The sequence below is a fragment of the Streptomyces sp. NPDC057474 genome (assembly GCF_042802555.1).
In the GTDB taxonomy this organism is placed as follows: Bacteria; Actinomycetota; Actinomycetes; order Streptomycetales; family Streptomycetaceae; genus Streptomyces.
This window is the reverse complement of record NZ_JBHVDX010000217.1, coordinates 1-17,868: the sequence shown is the minus strand read 5'-3', so window position 1 is coordinate 17,868 and position 17,868 is coordinate 1. Positions and strand designations below refer to the sequence as shown.

The window sequence follows — 17,868 nt, the reverse complement described above, 5'->3', positions numbered from 1 at the left end:
AGTCGGACGCGCCCCCTCGCGCTGCATGTTCGTCCTCTACAGCCGCTCGAAGTCGCCCGCGAGCGCCGAGGCGATCCGCAGGTGGGACTCCGCCTCGTCGTGCCGGGCCTGCCGCTCGAGCGTGCGGCCCAGCATCAGCCGGGCGTAGTGCTCCACCGGGTCCCGCTCGACGAGCACGCGCAACTCGGCCTCGGCGCGGCGCAGTTGGGCCGAGTGGTAGTAAGCGCGGGCCAGCAGCAGCCGGGGGCCGGTCTGCTCCGGGACCTCCTCGACCAGTGGGCCGAGGACGCGCGCGGCGGCGGCGTAGTCCTTGGCGTCGAAGAACATCCGGGCGCGCTCCCAGCGCTCGGCGGCTGTTCCGTGGTCGTAGTACGTCGTGTCCACTGGTGCCTCCTTCGAGGCCCACAACCCCCGCTGGATATTGAATATTCCACTACTTCATGGCGGCGAGTTCCGCGTTGGCGCGCTCGGTGACGAGGGCCAGTACGCGACCGGTGGCCGCCAGATCCTCGGCGGGGATGCCGGCGTAGATCCGGGCGGAGATGGGCGCGGTCTCGGCGGCGGACCTGGTGAACGACTCCTGTCCCGCGTCCGTGACCCTGAGCCGGGACGGCTGTGCCGGGTCCGTCTCCACCAACTTCGCGGAGATCAACTCCTCGACGACGGCCTGTATGTCGGCCTCCTCGACCTTGAGGTACCCGACGACCTGGCCCACGATCCGGTCACGGTCGACGGGTTCGTCGGCGACCGCGACGACCCGGAGGGTCACCGACTGCTGGAACGTCAGGCCGTAGCCGGTCAGCACACTCTCCAGGACCGCGCGGCTCGCGTAGTGGGCGAGGGCGACGACCCGGCTGTTGACGGGGGGTGCGGTGGTGCTCATGACTGCTCCTTCTCGTGTGCATGCTCGGTCGAAGGGGTGAGCGGTACGTCGAGCAGGGTGGTCAGTTCGCGGGTGAACTGGTGGGTGCGGGCACCGTCGAGGCCGCCGAGCGGCTCCAACAGCTGTTGGAGCAGCCCCTGGACGACCTCGATCGCGCGCCGGGCCACATCGCGCCCCCGCTCGGTGAGCGCCAACTGCACGGCGCGGGGATCGCGGGGGTCGCGGGTGCGTTCGAGGAGCCCGGCGGTCTCCAGGGCGCGGGCCAGCTTGGAGACGTACAGGGCCTCCAGGCCGGTGTGGTCCGCGAGTTGCCGCTGACTCGGTCGCTGTCCGGCCCGGTGCATGCCGTAGAGCGACGCCACCAGCGCGTACTGCGCGTGCGTCAGCCCCAAGGGGGCGACCGCGCGGTCGACGGCGACCCGCCACTTCATCGACAGCCGCCAGACGAGAAAACCGGGCGTCGCGCCCTCGGAAGCCGAACTCATGGGGATACCGTACATAGCTACTATAGCTATGGCTACTATTTTGTCCGGGCGGGCTTGATCGCGCGGACCGGACGACTGGGCCAGTGGGGCAGTAGGGCGCTGGGGCAGTGGGGCAGTAGGCCGAGTAGCGCGGTTCGGGTGGGTTCTACGAGGCGCATGTTACGAGGCCGTATGTGTCGTACGGCTGTCGTCATCCGTCCCCGGCGACTGGCTCCGCGCCGTTTCTGAGCCGTGCCCCGAGGTGGGCGGGGGGGATGGCTGACGGCGGGAGCCGGACGGGTCTAGGTTGTGGAGCATGAGCAATCTTGATCGCGAGGCGGTGCCCGCGGTGTGCGGCGGCCGGGGCTTCGTGGTGGCCGAGCCGGTTCGTGAACTCCTCAGCCCGCGCCGGGTGAAGCTCGGTGAGTCCACCGAGGTACGGCGTCTGCTGCCCAACCTGGGCCGCCGCATGGTGGGCGCCTGGGCCTTCGTCGATCACTACGGTCCTGACGACATCGCCGACGAGCCCGGCATGCAGGTGCCGCCGCACCCGCACATGGGCCTGCAGACGGTCAGTTGGCTGCACCAGGGCGAGGTGCTGCACCGCGACTCCACGGGCAGCCTCCAGACGATCCGCCCACGCGAACTGGGCCTGATGACCTCGGGCCGGGCCATCAGCCACTCGGAGGAGAGCCCGAAGTCGCACGCCCGGTTCCTGCACGGCGCCCAGCTCTGGGTGGCCCTGCCGGACAGCCACCGGCACACCGACCCGCGCTTCGAGCACCACGCCGAACTGCCCGTCGTCACGGCGGCCGGTCTGAGCGCCACCCTCATCCTCGGCTCCCTGGACGGCGCGACATCGCCCGGCACGACCTTCACGCCGATCGTCGGCGCCGACCTCACCCTGGCCCCCGGCGCCGACCTGCGCCTCCCCCTCGAACCCGACTTCGAGTACGCCGTCCTGGCCATGTCCGGCGAGGCCCACGTCGACGGCGTCCCCGTCCTCCCCGGCTCCATGCTCTACCTCGGCTGCGGCCGCACCGAACTCCCCCTCCGCGCCGACTCGGACGCCTCCCTCATGCTCCTCGGCGGCGAACCCTTCGAGGAGGAGTTGATCATGTTCTGGAACTGGATCGGACGGTCGCAGGAGGAGATCGTGCAGGCCCGTCTGGATTGGATGGAAGGATCAAGATTCGGGGAGGTGAAGGGGTACGACGGGGACCCGCTGCCGGCCCCCGAGCTGCCGCCGACGCCTTTGAAACCACGAGGAAGGGCCCGTTGACCTACGGAAATGGCTGATTGCTCGGTGGCGGGCGGGTGACTGGCCGCCGGGCGCTGTCTTCTGCGGTTCCATCTTGGTGGGGCGCGGATCAACGTAACGGGGGCATCAGTCGCCACCGCCGCTGCCGCTGCCGCAGCCACCGCCACCCTCCTCGGCGGCCCAGGCGCTCTCCGCCTCACCGAGTGACCTGGGCCCCGAGGCGTTCTGGTTCGAACGGCCGGTCAGGTACCAGACCAGACAGGCGACGAACACGAAGACCGAAAGCCCGACTGTCCACAGTAGTGACGCCGTGGGTCGCCGATCCATAGGGCCTTCCATGACTATGGCCGTGAACCAGGCGGCCAGGAACCCGCTCTCCGGTGCAAACACCACCAGCACCAGGAAGATTCGCTCCCCGATAGGCAGACGCATCGCTTCCCCCCTCGTCTGTGCCACGTTAGCGGGCTCGGGCACGGCCGACTACGGCACGAGCGGGCCCTGGCCTGCAGGTGGACGGGTTGCACGTGCCGCCGGGGGGATCCGGCTGATCGCCGAGGTGAGCGTCGTCGGGGCCGAGCCTTAGGGCCTGGCGGCTCCATGCCACCGCGATGTACCCCCAGGGGAGGTTCGACGTCGACGGGCCGCTCCGCCTGTACGCCGCTCCGCCCTTCGATCGACACGAAGTCGGGAGAGCCCCCGGCGGAGGTTTCGTCCTCCACACCGCGTGCCCGAAGCGCGCTCGCACTGACGCAGTACAGCGCAACCTGGCGTAGCACGGCGTTGATCGACATGTGTTGTCGCGGCAAGGCCGCTCCACTGTGGGGTACGGAACCCGTGGACATCCAGGTGCCGGCCGGGGGCCGGCCGGTACCTGGATGTTCCAAGGAGGCTCAGGCGGCTACTTCTCCGTCAGCGGTGTGACGGCGATCTGGTCGATCACCGGTGCGTACGGGGACCGCTGGTCGAGCTCGTTGTACGTGTCGCCGTCGAAGTCGGGCAGTTCCGCGGCCGTGAAGGTGATCCGGTTCGTGCCCTTCTTCAGGGTGAGGGGGACGGTCAGGTCCCGGAAGCTGTTGAAGTGGAAGGTGGTCGGGAACAGGGCCCTGTGGGCCGGGCCGTTGTTGACCGAGATGTCGGCGTGGCGGGCGATCGGGTCGGGGTTGTAGTGGGTGGCGGGGAGCTGTTCGGCGTTGGAGTAGCGGATGGTCACCGCGTGCCGTCCGGACCTGGCGGCCACCACATTGATGGTGAGGGCGTTGGCGGTCCCGTTGCCGATGTCGGTGACGGACTTGCCGCCTGCGGCGAAGGTGTACGCCTCGGTGGCCTTGGCGGCCCCGGAGGCGCTGCCGTCCTCTGCCTGGTAGACGGTGGGTACCAGCGTGCCCTGCGAGGGCGACACCCGCAGCCGGTCGAGGACCAGGTCGCGGGAGGTGCCGGTGACGGTGATCTTGTTGATGCCCGCAGACAGGAACATCCTGACCGTCTCCGTGCGCGGCTTGCCGCTTCCGATCCGGGGAACGTCGAGTTCCTCGCCGTTGAGTGACAGGCTTGCCCGGCCGCCGCCGAGGTGGTCGAGGGAGACCGTGGCCTCACCGTCGGTGGGGGAGTGGACCCAGAAGGTCGCGGAGGCGTCCGTGGGCAGCGGCACCGCGCCCGGTCCGGACGCCTCGGGGTAGGTGTAGCCGGGCCGGGTTCCGGTGAGGGTGGTGTACTCGGCCTCGTAGATCGCCGGCTGGGTGACGTGATCGTCGCGCAGGGCCAGGTCGATCTTGTCGATGATGGCGTCGCCCTTGGTGGCGCCCAGGTCCGCATCCTTCGCGGCGAGCGTGATCCTGTGCTTGCCGGCGGTCAGCTTCACGGTGGTGTCGGTGTGGCCCCAGACCACCCACTTGTAGCCGAGGGTCAGGCGCAACTCCTGCGGGTCCTTGCCGTCGACGCGGAGGAAGACGTTGGTGGGGCCCTGTTCCTTCACCCGGTCGTCCAGGTTGTAGGAGTTGGCGAAGACGCTGAGGTCGTAGGTGCCAGTCCGCGGGACGTCGACGTCGAAGGAGAGCACGCCGTCGGAGCCGGTGCGTAGTCCGCCGACGTTGTAGTTGCCGCTGGTCGCGAACTTGCCGACGTTGGAGGGTGTGCCCTCGGGCCCGTTCTTGGAGTAGCCGCTGCCGGTGTAGGTGGCGTTCTCCGCCTCGTAGGACTTCCGCCAGCTGACGGAGGGCTCGGCCGGCACTCCGCCGTTCCCGCCGGGGGAGAGGATGACCTGGTAGGCGGACATCTCGTTCATGCCGGTCATCGGGAGGGTCACCGTGCCGTCCTCGCCGACGGTGACCTCCTGGTCCGCGAGCCGCTGGGGCTGCGCGGAGTCGCCGACCTGTCCGGTCCACGGGATCTCCTGCACGGTGGCGTGCACCGTCGTCCCGAACAGCTTCGGGTCGATGTTGTCGAAGACGACGTCGGCGTCGCCGCTCTTGCCGCCGAAGATGGCGCGGGACTGCTTCTTGCTCTCGTCCAGCGTGGCCACGCCCTGGAGCGTGTACTGCTGGTTCGGGTGGGGAGCGGTCACCTGGACTGTGTGTCCGGACATCTGGCCGTAGGCGTTGAACAGCCACCACTGGCCGTTGCCCTTGTTGGCGTCGACGGCCGAGTCGTTGAGGTTGCCGTCGATGTTCCAGTACGCCAGGTCGGCGTCGATCTTGGACTCCTCGATGGCGGAGACCCACTGGACGACCTGGCCTGGCACGGAGAGGTGGTAGTTGTGCCCGTACTCGTTGACGTTGATCGGCAGCGGGTCGATACCGACGTCCTTCTCCCACTGCCGGTACTTGGCCATGCTCGTGCGGACCGCGGCGGGGCTGGACAGCTCGTGCCAGGTCATCACGTCCGGGACGACGTCGTTGGCCTTGGCGTACTGCAGGAAGCCCTTGACCTGGTCGAAGAGGAGGGAGGTGTTCGGGCCCGCGATCCGCGCGTCCGGGTCCAGGCTCTTGATGAGGTGGTGGGTCTCCTTCCAGGCCTCGAAGAAGTACTGCGGATTGTTCAGCCAGGAGACGTTGTTGTAGCTCCACGCGCCCGAGCCGAACATGTTCCCCTCGGGTTCGTTGAAGGGGACGTACACGACGTGGTCCTTGTAGTCGCCCGTCGTCTTGACCTGGGCGACCTGCTTCTTGATCTTCTCCTTGAAGTCCGCGAGCCGCTCGAGGCCGTTGGCGCCCGGCCACTGGTACGGGAACCCACGGTAGATGTCGGTCATGTAGATGTAGACGTCCTTGCCGCCCGAGTCCACGAACGACGGCAGGATCTCCAGCGCGTCCGCACCCGGGTGCTGCGGACCGTCCTGCGCCTTGGTGGACACCGTGCGCAGGTTCATGCCCTCGATGAGGTTGCGGCTCGGCGCTCCGTCGCCGTAGACCCCGTACAACGAGCCGGAGGCACCCCCGTGGAAGGCACCGGTGTCGGTGGCGAGATCGATGACGAGCCGTTCCGGACCGGCCGCCTGTGCCGTGCCCGCGGAGGGCACGGCGAGCATGGTGGCGAGGGCTGCGGCCGTGACGACGCCGGCTCCCGTCGTTCTTTGTCGTTGTCTCACTGTGGTCTCCGTGGATTCCATGGCATCTCGGACGTTGGATCCGATGCGTTTCATTCGGGACGAGGCCGGTCCGTGCGGTGGTCCGGTCTCGTCCCGCCAGGGGGCGAATCGGTTCGACATTGGGTCGCGTGACAGGAGTCGCCCCGGTTCACCGGCGCTCAGGTTCCGGGTTACCGGACGCACTCGGCCGGCCTTCGGGGAGACGAACCGTGTGCCGTTGCGGCGGGTGTGCCGAGTCAGCGAGGCACCGCCGCCACTACAAGGGCGACGGTCACTCAGTGGCATCCGCCGCCTGGAGGGGGAGCTTCGGGCGGCGGATGTATAGGGGTAATGGCCCCGGCGACGCTCCGGGGCAGCTGCACCCCGCGATGCGTGAGTGGCGCCTCGATAGCGGTCATGGCCCGTCGATGCTTTGTCGAACCGGTTCGGGGAAGCTAGCACCGAGGAAACCGGCCAGCAATACCCCCGACACGATTCCTTTCGGCCGCGTACGGTCGGCCGTCCTGTCGGGGGGCAGGGCGTTGCCGTCGGCCGGTTATGGCTCCTGGCCTGCTGGTGAGCGTGCGCAAGCCCAGGCGGGCCAGGTGTGACGCCTCCGCATGCCGAAGTTTCCAGGCCGTTACGAAAATTCGACTCGGGGCGTTGACACCCGTCTTGGTTGCTCTTACCTTCACTTCACGCGAACCGGTTCGATGGTCGGTACCCGGCCGATCTTGTTCTCCTGGAATCATCGAACCGATTCGACTGCTCTCTGTGAGGAGTCCCGTGAACATCGGTGAGATTGCCCAGCGGGCCGGTGTCTCGCGGAGCACCGTGTCGTACGCCCTGAGCGGGAAGCGCCCCGTGTCCGAGGACACCCGGCAGAAGATCCAGCGGGTCATCGACGAGCTGGGCTACCAGCCCAACGCGAGTGCGCGGGCCCTGGCCAACGGCCGGACCAACACCGTCGGTCTGGTCTTCCCGCCGGCCGGGAACCACTACACCGGCATGCAGCTGGACTTCATCGGCAGCGTCACCGAGGCCGCCGCGGCCTACGACTACGACGTGCTGCTCTCTCCGAGCGGTATGGACAGCGACCGCTCGTTCCAGCGGCTATTGGGCGAGCGGCGGGTCGACGGCGCGATCCTGATGGAGATCCGGCTGCAGGACGACCGGCTCGACCATCTCACCGCGGTGGACTTCCCTGCCGTCGCCATCGGCCGCACCGCCCAACCGGAGGGCAGCTGGTGGGTGGGCCTGGACCACACGGCCCTGGCGGCGGCCTGTGTGCACCACCTGGCGGACCTGGGCCACCGTCGGGTGGCCTTCGTCAACCGGTCCGAGCAGTTGCTGCGGGCCGGGTACGAGTCGGCGCACCGGGGTCTCGACGGGTTCACCAAGGCCGCGGCGGAACGTGGGCTGACGGTCCGGACGTACTGCTGCGGTGACGACGCCGCCTCGGGCCTGGCCTGTCTGGAGCGGATCCTGCACGACGACCCGGCCACCACGGCCCTGGTCACGCTGAACGAGGCCGCGCTCGGCGGCCTCTACCGGGGGCTGGCCCAGGCCGACCGCCATGTGCCACGCGACTTCTCCGTCACCGGAGTGGTGGCCGGCCGGTGGGCGGAGACGGTGACCCCGCAGCTCACCGCGGCCGACGTGCCGGCGGAACAGATGGGTCGCCTCGCCGTCGAGCTGCTCGTGGAGCGGCTCGACCACCCCGACGCAACGGCCCGGCATCACCTGCTCGCGCCGCCGATCTCGTTGCGAGCGAGCACCGGACCAACCGGCATCACACCAGCCGACCCCGCTGCCCCCACGCACCCCTGACCGTCATTCCGCGCCCTCCCCCTTCAACCTCCGCATCCCATACCGGCCGGCCCGGCAGCTCACCGCCCGAGTTCGGCGAGCTCAGCAGCTATCGATCACCTGTCCCAGGGCACGCCCGTGCCGATCCCAGGGCACACCTGTGCCAAAACCCATGAGGAACACGCCATGAACCGATCTGCCAGACGGCGTCTCACCGCCGCAGTTCTGACCGTCGTCACCGTCACCGCCGGCGCCACCGCGTGCTCCTCCGGCTCGGGCGATACCTCGACGACGGCCGCGGGCGGCGGTACGTACACGATCTGGGACCCGTACCCGCAGTTCAACAAGAGCTCGGCGTGGGCCAAGCTGCTGGACGACTGCGGCACCAAGGCCGGAGTGAAGATCAAGCGGACCGCGTTCGACACCAGCGACCTGACGAACAAGGCGCTGCTGGCGGCGCAGCAGGACAACTCCGCGGACGTGCTCATCGTCGACAACCCGGTCGTCTCCACCCTGGCCGAGGCCGGCGTGCTGACCACGACCGACGACAATAAGATCGACACCTCGGCCGTCGACGCCAACCTGCTCGGGGCCGGTCAGTCGGGCGGGAAGACGTACGGCACTCCGGTCGGCGCCAACACCCTCGCCCTCTACTACAACAAGGAGGTGCTCAAGGAGGCCGGCGTCGACATCGAGTCGGTGAAGGACTGGGACTCGCTGACGGCGGCGCTGGCGAAGGTCGAGAAGGCCGGGAAGAAGGGCATCACATTCTCGGCGATCGGGACCGAGGAGGGCAGCTTCCAGTTCCTGCCGTGGTTCTGGGGCTCGGGCGCCCAGCTCACCGACATCGGCTCGGCCGAGTCGGTGTCCGCGCTGTCGCTGTGGAAGAACTGGCTGGATGAGGGCTACGCCCCCAACTCGGTGATCAACAACACCCAGACGACCAGCTGGCAAGAGTTCGCGAGCGGCGACTACGCGTTCGCCGAGAACGGCACCTGGCAGCTCGCCAATGCCGAGAAGGCCGGCTTCGAGTACGGGGTCATTCCCGTCCCCGGTGCCGACGGCGGCAACGCGGCCGCCCCGACGGGCGGTGAGTTCGTCACCGTCCCGGTCCAGGGAGAGACCGGCCGCTACGCCACCTCCCAGAAGCTCGTGACCTGCCTGACCAGCACCGACAACCTCCTCGCCACCGATACGACCCTGTCGTACGTCGCCCCCACCACCGAGGTGCAGGACAAGCAGGTCGCGGCGAACGCCGAGCTGAAGCCGTGGGTCGACGCGGTCAAGGCGGCCAAGGGACGCACCAGTGACGACCTGGGCACCAAGTACCCCAAGATCTCCGAGCAGTTGTGGAAGGCGGTCCAGTCCGCGCTGAGCGGGTCCCGGTCGCCGAAGGACGCGCTCACGGCCGCCCAGTCCGCCGTCAAGTAACCAGTGCCAGAGGCTCGTTGATGAACCGCACGACACAAGCGCCGGATGCGCTGCCGGCACGCGGCCGGAACGGGGCGGCCACCGCCGCCCCGCCCCCGGCCCGCGCCGCCGCGCGACGGCGTCCCGCCTCCCAGCAGTGGGCCGCCTGGGCGTTCCTCGCCCCGGTCACCCTCTACCTCGCCCTCTTCTACGCCTATCCGCTCTACCGCAACATCGACCTGAGCCTGCGCAACTACACGGTCCGCTCCTTCGTCCAGGGCGACGCCCCCTTCACAGGCCTGGCGAACTACCGGACCGTCTTCGACGACCCGGCCTTCGCTCCCGCACTCCTGCACACCGTGGTGTTCACCGCCGTGTGCCTGGTCTTCCAGTACGCGATCGGCCTCGCCCTCGCGGTCTTCTTCAACCAGCACTTCCGACTCTCCGCCACCCTGCGCGCCTTGTTCCTGGTGCCCTGGCTGCTGCCGCTGATCGTGTCGGCGTCCACCTGGTCGTGGATGCTCAACAGCGACTCCGGCATCGTCAACGCCACCCTGCACGCCGTCGGCATCGGCCCGGTGAACTGGCTGACCTCACCGTCCTGGTCGCTGACCTCGGTGATCATCGCGAACATCTGGATCGGTGTCCCCTTCAACCTGGTGGTGCTGTACAGCGGCCTGCAGTCCGTCCCCGGATCGCTGTACGAGGCCGCCGCGCTCGACGGGGCGGGCCCCTGGCGGCGGTTCTGGAGCATCACCTTCCCGCTGTTGCGTCCGGTGTCCGCGATCACCCTGCTGCTGGGCCTGGTCTACACGCTCAAGGTCTTCGACATCATCTGGATCATGACCAAGGGCGGCCCGGCGGACTCGTCCACCACCTTCGCCACCTGGTCCTACCAGCTCGGCTTCGGCAACCTGCTGCCCGCCTTCGGCCCCGGCGCGGCCGTCGGCAACCTGCTCGTGGTCGCCGCCCTGGTCTTCGGCCTGGTCTACGTCCGAGTCCAGCGAAAGCAGGCGCTGTCATGACGAGTGCACGGACAGTCCTGAACCGGCGCCCCCGTACGTGGTGGAAGACGGCCATCGGCCTCCTGCTGACCGGGATCATGCTCTTCCCGGTCTACTGGATGCTGAACGTGTCCTTCACCCGCGACCAGGACATGCGCAAGAGCCCGCCGGACCTGTTCCCCGCCCACGCCACCCTGGAGGGCTACCGGGCCGTCGTCGACCAGCAGTTGCCCTACCTGGGCACCAGCCTCGTCATCGGCCTGGGCACCGTGGCCCTGACCGTGGCGCTGGCCGCACCCGCCGGGTACGCGCTGGCCAAACTGCGCCCGCGCGGCGGCGGAGTCCTCAACTTCGTCCTGCTGGCGGCCCAGATGATCCCCGGCATCATCATGGCGATGGGCTTCTACGCCATCTACCTCCAGCTCGACCTGCTCCAGTCGGTCCCCGGCCTGATCGTCGCCGACTCCACCCTGGCCGTCCCCTTCGCGGTGCTCATCTTCACCGCGTTCATGTCCGGCATCCCCGGCGAACTGCTGCAGGCCGCCAAGACGGACGGAGCCGGCCCCCTGCGCACCTTCTGGTCGATCGTCCTGCCGATGAGCCGCAACTCGATCGTCACGGTGTCCCTGTTCGCGTTCCTGTGGTCCTGGTCCGACTTCATCTTCGCCAGCACCCTCGCGGCCGGCGGCACCCACCAGCCGATCACCCTCGGCATCTACCAGTACATCGGCAACAACAACCAGGAGTGGAACGCCATCATGGCCACCGCCGTCGTGGCCTCACTGCCCGCCGCGGTCATCCTCGTCCTCGCCCAGCGCTACGTCGCCGCCGGCGTGACCGCCGGCGCCGTCAAGGACTGACGCGGGACCACCCCGCCCGCGAGGGCGCCGTCGCCCCGCCCGGCAGACCGCCGACACCCCCGCTCAAGAAATGAGTGCCGCCTCCATGACTGCCGCCCCGTCCGGCACGGCCTTCTGCGTTCACGACATACCCTTCAGCACGCACGGATCCTGGTTCGGCATCTCCACCGTGCTGGCGGAGAAGACACGCGCCGAGGACCTCCACCTCGTCTCGCACCAGAACGGCATGCACGCCGTCCTGCGCCTCGTCGCCCTCGACGCGGCGACGGGTGAGCGGGCGGAGACCACCGTCCAGGCGACGCCGAGCCTGCTCAGCTGGACCTGCACGGACGGGCGCATCGACCTCGCCTACGAGTCGCCGGACACCGTCCGCGTGCACGGCACCGGTCTCGGGTTCGGAATCGGCGCGGCGGCGAAGGCCCTGACGCCCTTCAGCGGGACCTACTTCTACCGCGACCCGGTGGACGACGCGCACGTGTTCACCTCCTACGAGACCGGACGCCGCTATCGGATCACCGTGCTGTCCGGCTCGGTTGCCGACGTGTCCGGCTCCCAGGCCCTGGGCGCCGGTGACCGCGGTCTCACGGTCATCGCCGAGGCCGACGGTTCGTGGGAGATCGCGGTCGAGGAACTCGACAGTGCGCGACCGCCCTTCCGCTCGTCGGCGGCGTTCGGCGAGGTCATGGAGGCCGCACGGCAATCGTTCGCCGACTTCGTCGACGCGGTAGCCCCGTGGCGCTCGGCCGGCACCCCGGCCGCCGAACTCGCCGCCTATGTGGTGTGGTCGGCGACCGTGCGCCCGGCGGGTCTGGTCACCCGGCCCGCGGTGCTGATGTCCAAGCACTGGATGGACAAGGTCTGGAGCTGGGACCACTGCTTCAACGCCCTCGCCCTGGCCCCCGGATCCCCCCATTTCGCCTGGGACCAGTTCTCGCTGCCCTTCGACCACCAGGACGAAAGCGGGGCACTGCCGGACTCGGTCACCCACTCAGAGGTCCTCTACAACTTCGTCAAACCGCCCATCCACGGCTGGACCCTGGGCCATCTGCGCAGGCGGCTCCCCGAGCCTCTCGGCCGGACGGAACTGGCAGAGGCGTACGACAGACTCGCGCGCTGGACGGACTTCTGGCTCACGGCACGGCGCGCACCCGGCGCCGCCCTGCCCCACTACCAACACGGAAACGACAGCGGCTGGGACAACGCCACCACCTTCGACCCCCAACGTGTGGCCGTCACGGCCGATCTGGCCGCCTTCCTCATCCTCCAACTGCGCGAACTGGCCGATCTGGCCGCCGAACTGGACCGGCCCGACGACGCCCACACCTGGACGCGTACCGCCGACGCGACCCAGGCCGCGATGCTCGACCAGCTCTGGACCGGCGAACGGTTCGTCGCCCGTGACGTGGACAGCCAGGACACCTGGAGCAGCTCCAGCCTGCTCGACCTGATGCCCATCGCGCTGGGCGAGCACCTACCCGAAAGCGTCAGCGGCGTGCTGGCCGACCGGATCGAGGCTCATCTGACCTCGCACGGCCTGGCCACCGAACTTCCCGCCTCGCCGCACTACCTGTCCGACGGCTACTGGCGCGGCCCGATCTGGGCCCCCGCAACGGTCCTCGTCGAGGACGGCCTGCGCCGCGCCGGCCACCAGCGCCTGGCGGACGAGATCAGCGCCCGCTTCCGCGCCCTGTGCGAGACCTACGGCTTCGCCGAGAACTTCGACGCCCTGACCGGGACCGGCCTTCGCGACCGCGCCTACACGTGGACCGCCAGCAGCTACCTGTTGCTCGCCCGCGACCACCAACAGCGCCGCACGGACGCCGGGACCGCCACCACCGTCGCCTGACCAGTGAGCGGCAACCGCCCATACGTCCGGCACGGGGGCCGGCGCAGCAACAACCAGCCGTACCCCTGAAGGGACGTAAGCACATGCCAGGAATCGGGCAACGGCGCTCGACCACAAGACGCCTTCTCCACGGCATCACCAGAACGCTGATTCCGCTGACCGTCATAGCCGGCGTCACCACCGGGACGGCAACGCCGGCCTCTGCCGCCACCCCCACCCTCACCGTCGACCTGGGCACCGCCACCGGAGCCACAGATCTGGCGCCTGCTCGGCAAGAGCTGACGCCCGGCATCCTGTGGGGTCTTCCGGCTGGCTCCGGCGGACCCCACAGGTCAGGTTGAGCCCGACGCGTACCGATGTCGCGTAAGTCGCGGGGCATCGGGTACGGCCGCGAGCGGCTCAGCGAGAGAGTGCCCAGCGTGGCGGGCGGCGTTCGGGGAACGCGCGCATGCCTTCCACGGCTTCCTCGGACGCGAACAGGTCGGCGGAGAGTTTGACCATCGCGTCACCCTGCTGGGTGAGCGTATGGCGCACTCGCGCCGTGGTCAGTTTCTTGGACTCGGTCAGGCCCTGTCGGGAGAACAGTGAACCGTTCCGGGTTCGGTGGAGATCTCGGACTGTCCCGAGTCGGGTGGAGTCGAGTTGTGTCGGTGACGTCGCTTGGGCGGCCGGCGAACCAGCGGCCGATGAAAGTGATCCCGCTCGGTGTCGTCCAGCCGCAGGGCCTGGGCGAGGGCGTCCAGGACGCTGTCGGAGACCCCGCCGAGGTTGCCGCGCTCCAGACGCGTGTAGTACTCGACGCTCATCCCGGCGAGCATCGCAATCTCACCGCGGCGCAGCCCGGGCACCCGCCGCTGCCCGTACACCGGCATGCCCGCCTGCTCCGGTGTGATCCTGGCTCGGCGGGATTTGAGGAATGCGCTGACTTCGGCCCGGTTGTCCATGGATTCCAGCGTAGGAAAAGGAAGCGATGGGTGGGGGTCCCTGTCAGTACCCCTCACCGCACGGACTCCCACAGCAGGGCCGGAGGCGACTCCCTGGAGACCGCCCCACTCCGCGGATCCCGGCTGTGGCCGCACCGTAGCGGCGAGTGAGACAACTGCGGGTCGGGGCCGGAGGCTCGACGAGTCCGCCGTGCCCGTGGGAGCCGACGGCCTCGGCTGACCCGCCGACGTACGGGGGTGTCGGGCTCGAGGGGGAGACGGGCGTGTACGCCCTGCCCGAGCGCGTTGCCCCCTCGGCTGCGGGTCGCCTTCGGGTCGCGTTCAGCCCGCGGTGATACGGGAGTTGACCCGCCGCATCCAGTCCCCGTCGGTGTGCCACATGGGGTGGTGGGGGGCCGCGTTGGAGGTCAGGACGACGCCGTGGAAACCGGCGGCGAGGCAGCGGTCGACGACGAACTCCGCGATGTCCTTGCCGACGACGTCCTCCTCGAAGCGCGTCAGGAGCGGGGTGTAGCCCACGACGCCTTCACCGAGGACGGCGGGAACCCCGCGCCGACGGGCGAACTGGGCGACGGAGTCGACCCACTGGGCCAGGGTCTCCCGCATGGCGTCCCGGTGGGCCGAATAGTTCTCGTAGAGCCACAGGTCCCAGCGGTCGGGGTCCACCCAGTCGTGTGCGTAGAACAGTTCGCGCGGGATCCCGGTGGCGGCCAGCCGCCAGGGTTCGTCCGGCTGGTAGTCGGCGAAGGTGGGTGCGTCGGGGCGCAGCATGGCGGCCAGTTCGGGGGTGGGCCAGGTGGCCGTCTCGGGCGCCGCTTCGGTGCCGTGGCCGAGTCCCACCGCCTCGTACAGGGCGCCGAGGACGCCGTACACGTAGAAGTGGAAGTGCGCGATCTGTGCCTGCTCGGGCAGGTCGTCGATCTCGCTCGGCCAGGGCTCACCCAGCGAGTAGGTCACGGGGACGGCGGGATGGCGTGCCTGCAACAGCTTCACGGCGCGTTCGAGGGGGCCGCGCAGGTACGCGTAGTGGGTGGCGCCGTCCCGTGGCACCAGGGAGCAGTTGTCGACCTCGTTGTGCACTTCGACGTAGGCGACACGGTCGGCGAGCCCGCGCTCGGTGAGGAAGTCCAGCAGCCCGGCAAGCGCCTCGGCCACCGCCTCGGCGCGGTCCGGGCCCGGGACTTCGGCCAGGGTGCGGTGCCAGACGTCGGTGTCGGCGAAGCTGGGGGACTGCTGGTACTCCCATGAGGACACGATCACCTGGCAGTCGTGCCGGGCGGCAGCCTCGAACAGTTCGACGAGCCGTCGGCGGCCGTCCAGCGGATAGCCGCCGCGCACATTGTACCAACGGGTGCGCTGTCCGAACTGCTCGCCCAGTCCACGGACTTGGAGGTCCTCCGGGGCATGGACGCGCCCGGAGAACAGCAGGAAGGGCATGGCACAGATACGCACGGTGTTGAAGCCGCGCTCCACCGCCTCGGCGAAGGCGCGGTCGAGGTCGGCGAAGGGCTCGCCGGGTCCTGCCTGCGTGTACCAGCTGAAGTCCCACAAGGTGATGGCGAGTCGGCCCGTGGTCTCGGGCGCGGTGGATTGCGGCTGTGCGGTCATGAGGTCACCCGTCGTTCGTGTGCGGTAGGACGCCGTCGGCGGCTCGACGGCACCACGCTAACTCAATTCATTATTTATGAATAATCCTTGACGAGGATAACCGGGTTGTCCAGGCTGTGGGGCGGACGAACACGTACGTGTATCGAGGAGCCGCTTGCCATGACCCAATCCATCCATCCGTCCCGGCGCACCGTCGTCACGGCACTTGGCGCCGTCGCAGCCGTCGCTCTGCCGGCCTGGCCGGAGACGGCGCGAGCGGCGGACGGCACGGCCGTGGCCGCGGCGAACGGCCCGGTGCTCGACACCCACCCGGCCACCGAGCCCTCCGGCACCCATGTGCGGGACGTCGGCGGCACCAACGTCGTCTTCCAGTACGGCACGGTGCTCCCCGCCTTCGACGGCTGGCGCACCCGCGAGGCGACCCGCGAATACCTGTCCCTGGACAGGAAGTGGCGCTTCCGCTTCGACCCCGGCAACCAAGGGCTCGGCGAAGCCTGGCAGTCCCCGCGCCACGACGACGGGGCGTGGGGCCGCATCGACGTGCCGTCGGCCTGGGACCTGCTGGACACTCCCGGATTCGGCTCGGAGACCGCCCCCTTCGGCAGGGGCACCGCGTTCACCGACGGCTACGCCTGGTACCGCACCACCGTCGACGTACCCGCGTCCTGGCGTTCCCGGCACGTCCGCATCGCCTTCCTGGCCGTCGGCTACAGCGCCGAGGTCTGGCTCGACGGCGTGCATCTCGGCAAGCACGAGGGCGCCAACTCGCCCTTCGCGCTTCCGGTGGCGGGGGCGCTCCGGCCGGGCACCCGCCAGACGATCGCCGTGCGGGTCTTCCGCCGGGCGAGCTACACCGACTACACGGCCTCGACTCCGCAGCCGGTCACCGACGACCACGAGATCCCGTACAAGCCCGTCGACTACTGGCCCTACGCGGGTCTGACCCGGTCGGCCTGGATCGAGGCGGTCCCGCAGGTCACCATCGCCAAACTGCTCGTGGCCGCCGCGAGCGGGCGCCTTGTGGCACGTGCGGTCGTCGAGAACCACGGCACGTCCGACTTCGACGGCTGGCTCACCCTGGATCCCGGCCGAGAGAGCGGTGGCCGGCCCACCGTGGTCCCGGCCCGGATCGCGGCCCGATCGGCGGGCGTCGTACGCGTTTCGGTCCCAGTGCCCCGTGCCCCACGATGGAGCCCGGCCTCACCGCATACGCTCACCGCCCGCGCCACCCTGAGCGCCGGGAAGCCGTCAGGTCCGCGGGTGGACACGCTGTCCACCCGCTACGGAGTGCGCAAACTGACCGTGGCCGATGCGCAGTTGCGGTTGAACGGCGAGCCTCTCTTCCTGAAGGGGCTCAACTGGCACGAGGAGACGGCCGCGCACGGCAGGGCCATGACGCCGGCCGAGTACGACCGGGAACTGGGCCACATCACGGCACTGGGCGCCAACTTCATCCGCAACTGCGTCTACAACCGCCACCCCTACGTCTACGACTGGGCGGACGCACACGGCGTACTGGTGATGGACGACATCGACACCATGTGGCTCAACACCGCCCAGGAGAAACTGCAGACCGAACGCTACGGGCTCGCCCGAGCCCAGGCCCTGACGATGGCGTGGAACCAGCACAACCACCCCTCGGTGATCCTCTGGGGGCTGCAGAACGAGTCGGAGATCGACGCCGGCGGCGCTCCGGTCTACCGGGCCTGGCTCGCCGATCTCAAGGCGGCGGTGAAGGCGGTCGACCTCACCGCTCGCCCCGTGACCTGGGCCTCCAACACCAGCAACGACCCCGCTTTCGACCTCGCGGACGTGATCGGGTTCAACGAGTACTTCGGCTACTTCTACGGCAAGGACGCCGACCTCGGCCCCACGCTGGACGCGGTGCACGCGAAGTACCCCGACAAGCCGATCCTGATCACCGAGAACGGCACCTGGTCCGTGGCCGGCACCCACGGTCCCGACACCACGCAGGGTACGGAGGAGTGGCAGGCGGCGGGCTTCACCGCTCACTGGAACCAGGTGGTCGCGCGCAGCGAGTTCGTCGCCGGATTCACGTACTGGGTCCTCAAGGACTACAAGCAGCGAGCCGGGTACAACCAGGCATACAACGGCATTTCCGTCATGGGTCTGCTCACCTTCGCGGAGGAGCGGCCCAAGCTGGTCTACGAGACGTTCCGGAAGGCGGTCAACCCCAGGCCGTAGAAAGCAGACAGT

Annotated in this window: 14 protein-coding genes and 2 pseudogenes; 8 read left to right on the top strand and 8 right to left on the bottom strand. The window is 69.2% G+C overall.

Annotated elements, in window-relative coordinates; all coding sequences use genetic code 11:
* Positions 1–36 precede the first annotated feature (36 nt).
* The 3 genes from ACFU53_RS38710 to ACFU53_RS38700 are packed head-to-tail and all read right to left on the bottom strand — an operon-like array spanning position 37 to position 1,368.
* On the bottom strand, positions 37–384 hold the full coding sequence (locus ACFU53_RS38710) for a tetratricopeptide repeat protein (protein ID WP_384003781.1): 348 nt from the start codon (positions 382–384) through the stop codon (positions 37–39).
* A 49-nt stretch (positions 385–433) separates the two neighbouring features.
* Positions 434–883 carry a MarR family transcriptional regulator gene (locus tag ACFU53_RS38705; RefSeq protein WP_384003778.1) on the bottom strand — a complete coding sequence of 150 codons (450 nt, stop codon included), beginning with the start codon at positions 881–883 and terminating at the stop codon, positions 434–436.
* Positions 880–1,368, bottom strand: coding sequence for a MarR family winged helix-turn-helix transcriptional regulator (locus ACFU53_RS38700; RefSeq protein WP_384003775.1), 489 nt, complete (start codon positions 1,366–1,368; stop codon positions 880–882). The genes ACFU53_RS38705 and ACFU53_RS38700 overlap by 4 nt, the downstream gene beginning before the upstream one ends.
* A gap of 295 nt (positions 1,369–1,663) precedes the next feature.
* Here ACFU53_RS38700 and ACFU53_RS38695 point away from each other — a divergent pair, with 295 nt between their 5' ends.
* Positions 1,664–2,629 (top strand): pirin family protein, encoded by a 966-nt coding sequence (locus tag ACFU53_RS38695; protein ID WP_384003772.1) that lies wholly within the window; start codon positions 1,664–1,666, stop codon positions 2,627–2,629.
* 105 nt (positions 2,630–2,734) lie between these two features.
* Here ACFU53_RS38695 and ACFU53_RS38690 read toward each other — a convergent pair whose 3' ends face one another.
* On the bottom strand, positions 2,735–3,040 hold the full coding sequence (locus tag ACFU53_RS38690; protein ID WP_384003769.1) for a hypothetical protein: 306 nt from the start codon (positions 3,038–3,040) through the stop codon (positions 2,735–2,737).
* Positions 3,041–3,198: 158 nt separating this feature from the next.
* Here ACFU53_RS38690 and ACFU53_RS38685 point away from each other — a divergent pair.
* Positions 3,199–3,381: pseudogene (locus ACFU53_RS38685) on the top strand (DUF6349 family protein); the annotation flags it as partial.
* Positions 3,382–3,506: 125 nt separating this feature from the next.
* On the opposite strand, the gene ACFU53_RS38680 reads toward ACFU53_RS38685, so the two are convergent.
* The gene (locus ACFU53_RS38680) at positions 3,507–6,131 is read right to left on the bottom strand and encodes a cellulosome protein (RefSeq protein ID WP_384003784.1); all 2,625 of its coding nucleotides are present in this window, start codon (positions 6,129–6,131) and stop codon (positions 3,507–3,509) included.
* A gap of 825 nt (positions 6,132–6,956) precedes the next feature.
* Between ACFU53_RS38680 and ACFU53_RS38675 the strand changes: the two genes are divergently transcribed.
* From ACFU53_RS38675 to ACFU53_RS38655, 5 genes are all read left to right on the top strand, one after another.
* The gene (locus tag ACFU53_RS38675; RefSeq protein WP_384003766.1) at positions 6,957–8,000 is read left to right on the top strand and encodes a LacI family DNA-binding transcriptional regulator; all 1,044 of its coding nucleotides are present in this window, start codon (positions 6,957–6,959) and stop codon (positions 7,998–8,000) included.
* Between the two features lie 165 nt (positions 8,001–8,165).
* Positions 8,166–9,410, top strand: a complete 1,245-nt coding sequence (locus ACFU53_RS38670; RefSeq protein WP_384003762.1) for an extracellular solute-binding protein — start codon at positions 8,166–8,168, stop codon at positions 9,408–9,410.
* A gap of 20 nt (positions 9,411–9,430) precedes the next feature.
* On the top strand, positions 9,431–10,414 hold the full coding sequence (locus ACFU53_RS38665; RefSeq protein WP_384003759.1) for a carbohydrate ABC transporter permease: 984 nt from the start codon (positions 9,431–9,433) through the stop codon (positions 10,412–10,414).
* The gene (locus tag ACFU53_RS38660) at positions 10,411–11,253 is read left to right on the top strand and encodes a carbohydrate ABC transporter permease (protein ID WP_384003756.1); all 843 of its coding nucleotides are present in this window, start codon (positions 10,411–10,413) and stop codon (positions 11,251–11,253) included. Before ACFU53_RS38665 ends, ACFU53_RS38660 begins: the two co-directional genes overlap by 4 nt.
* An 85-nt stretch (positions 11,254–11,338) precedes the next feature.
* Positions 11,339–13,099: an amylo-alpha-1,6-glucosidase gene (locus tag ACFU53_RS38655; RefSeq protein ID WP_384003753.1), complete on the top strand. Its 1,761-nt coding sequence runs from the start codon at positions 11,339–11,341 to the stop codon at positions 13,097–13,099.
* A 399-nt stretch (positions 13,100–13,498) separates the two neighbouring features.
* On the opposite strand, the gene ACFU53_RS38650 is transcribed toward ACFU53_RS38655, so the two are convergent.
* The 3 genes and pseudogenes from ACFU53_RS38650 to ACFU53_RS38640 all read right to left on the bottom strand — a co-directional run bounded on the left by ACFU53_RS38650 (position 13,499) and on the right by ACFU53_RS38640 (position 15,651).
* Positions 13,499–13,633, bottom strand: coding sequence for a hypothetical protein (locus ACFU53_RS38650; protein WP_384003750.1), 135 nt, complete (start codon positions 13,631–13,633; stop codon positions 13,499–13,501).
* Positions 13,634–13,785: 152 nt separating this feature from the next.
* A pseudogene (locus ACFU53_RS38645) lies at positions 13,786–14,043 on the bottom strand (helix-turn-helix domain-containing protein); the annotation flags it as partial.
* Positions 14,044–14,364: 321 nt separating this feature from the next.
* Positions 14,365–15,651 (bottom strand): cellulase-like family protein, encoded by a 1,287-nt coding sequence (locus ACFU53_RS38640; protein WP_384003747.1) that lies wholly within the window; start codon positions 15,649–15,651, stop codon positions 14,365–14,367.
* Between the two features lie 159 nt (positions 15,652–15,810).
* Here ACFU53_RS38640 and ACFU53_RS38635 point away from each other — a divergent pair, with 159 nt between their 5' ends.
* Complete coding sequence (locus ACFU53_RS38635; protein ID WP_384003744.1) at positions 15,811–17,856, top strand: glycoside hydrolase family 2 protein; 2,046 nt, start codon at positions 15,811–15,813, stop codon at positions 17,854–17,856.
* Positions 17,857–17,868: the final 12 nt, after the last annotated feature.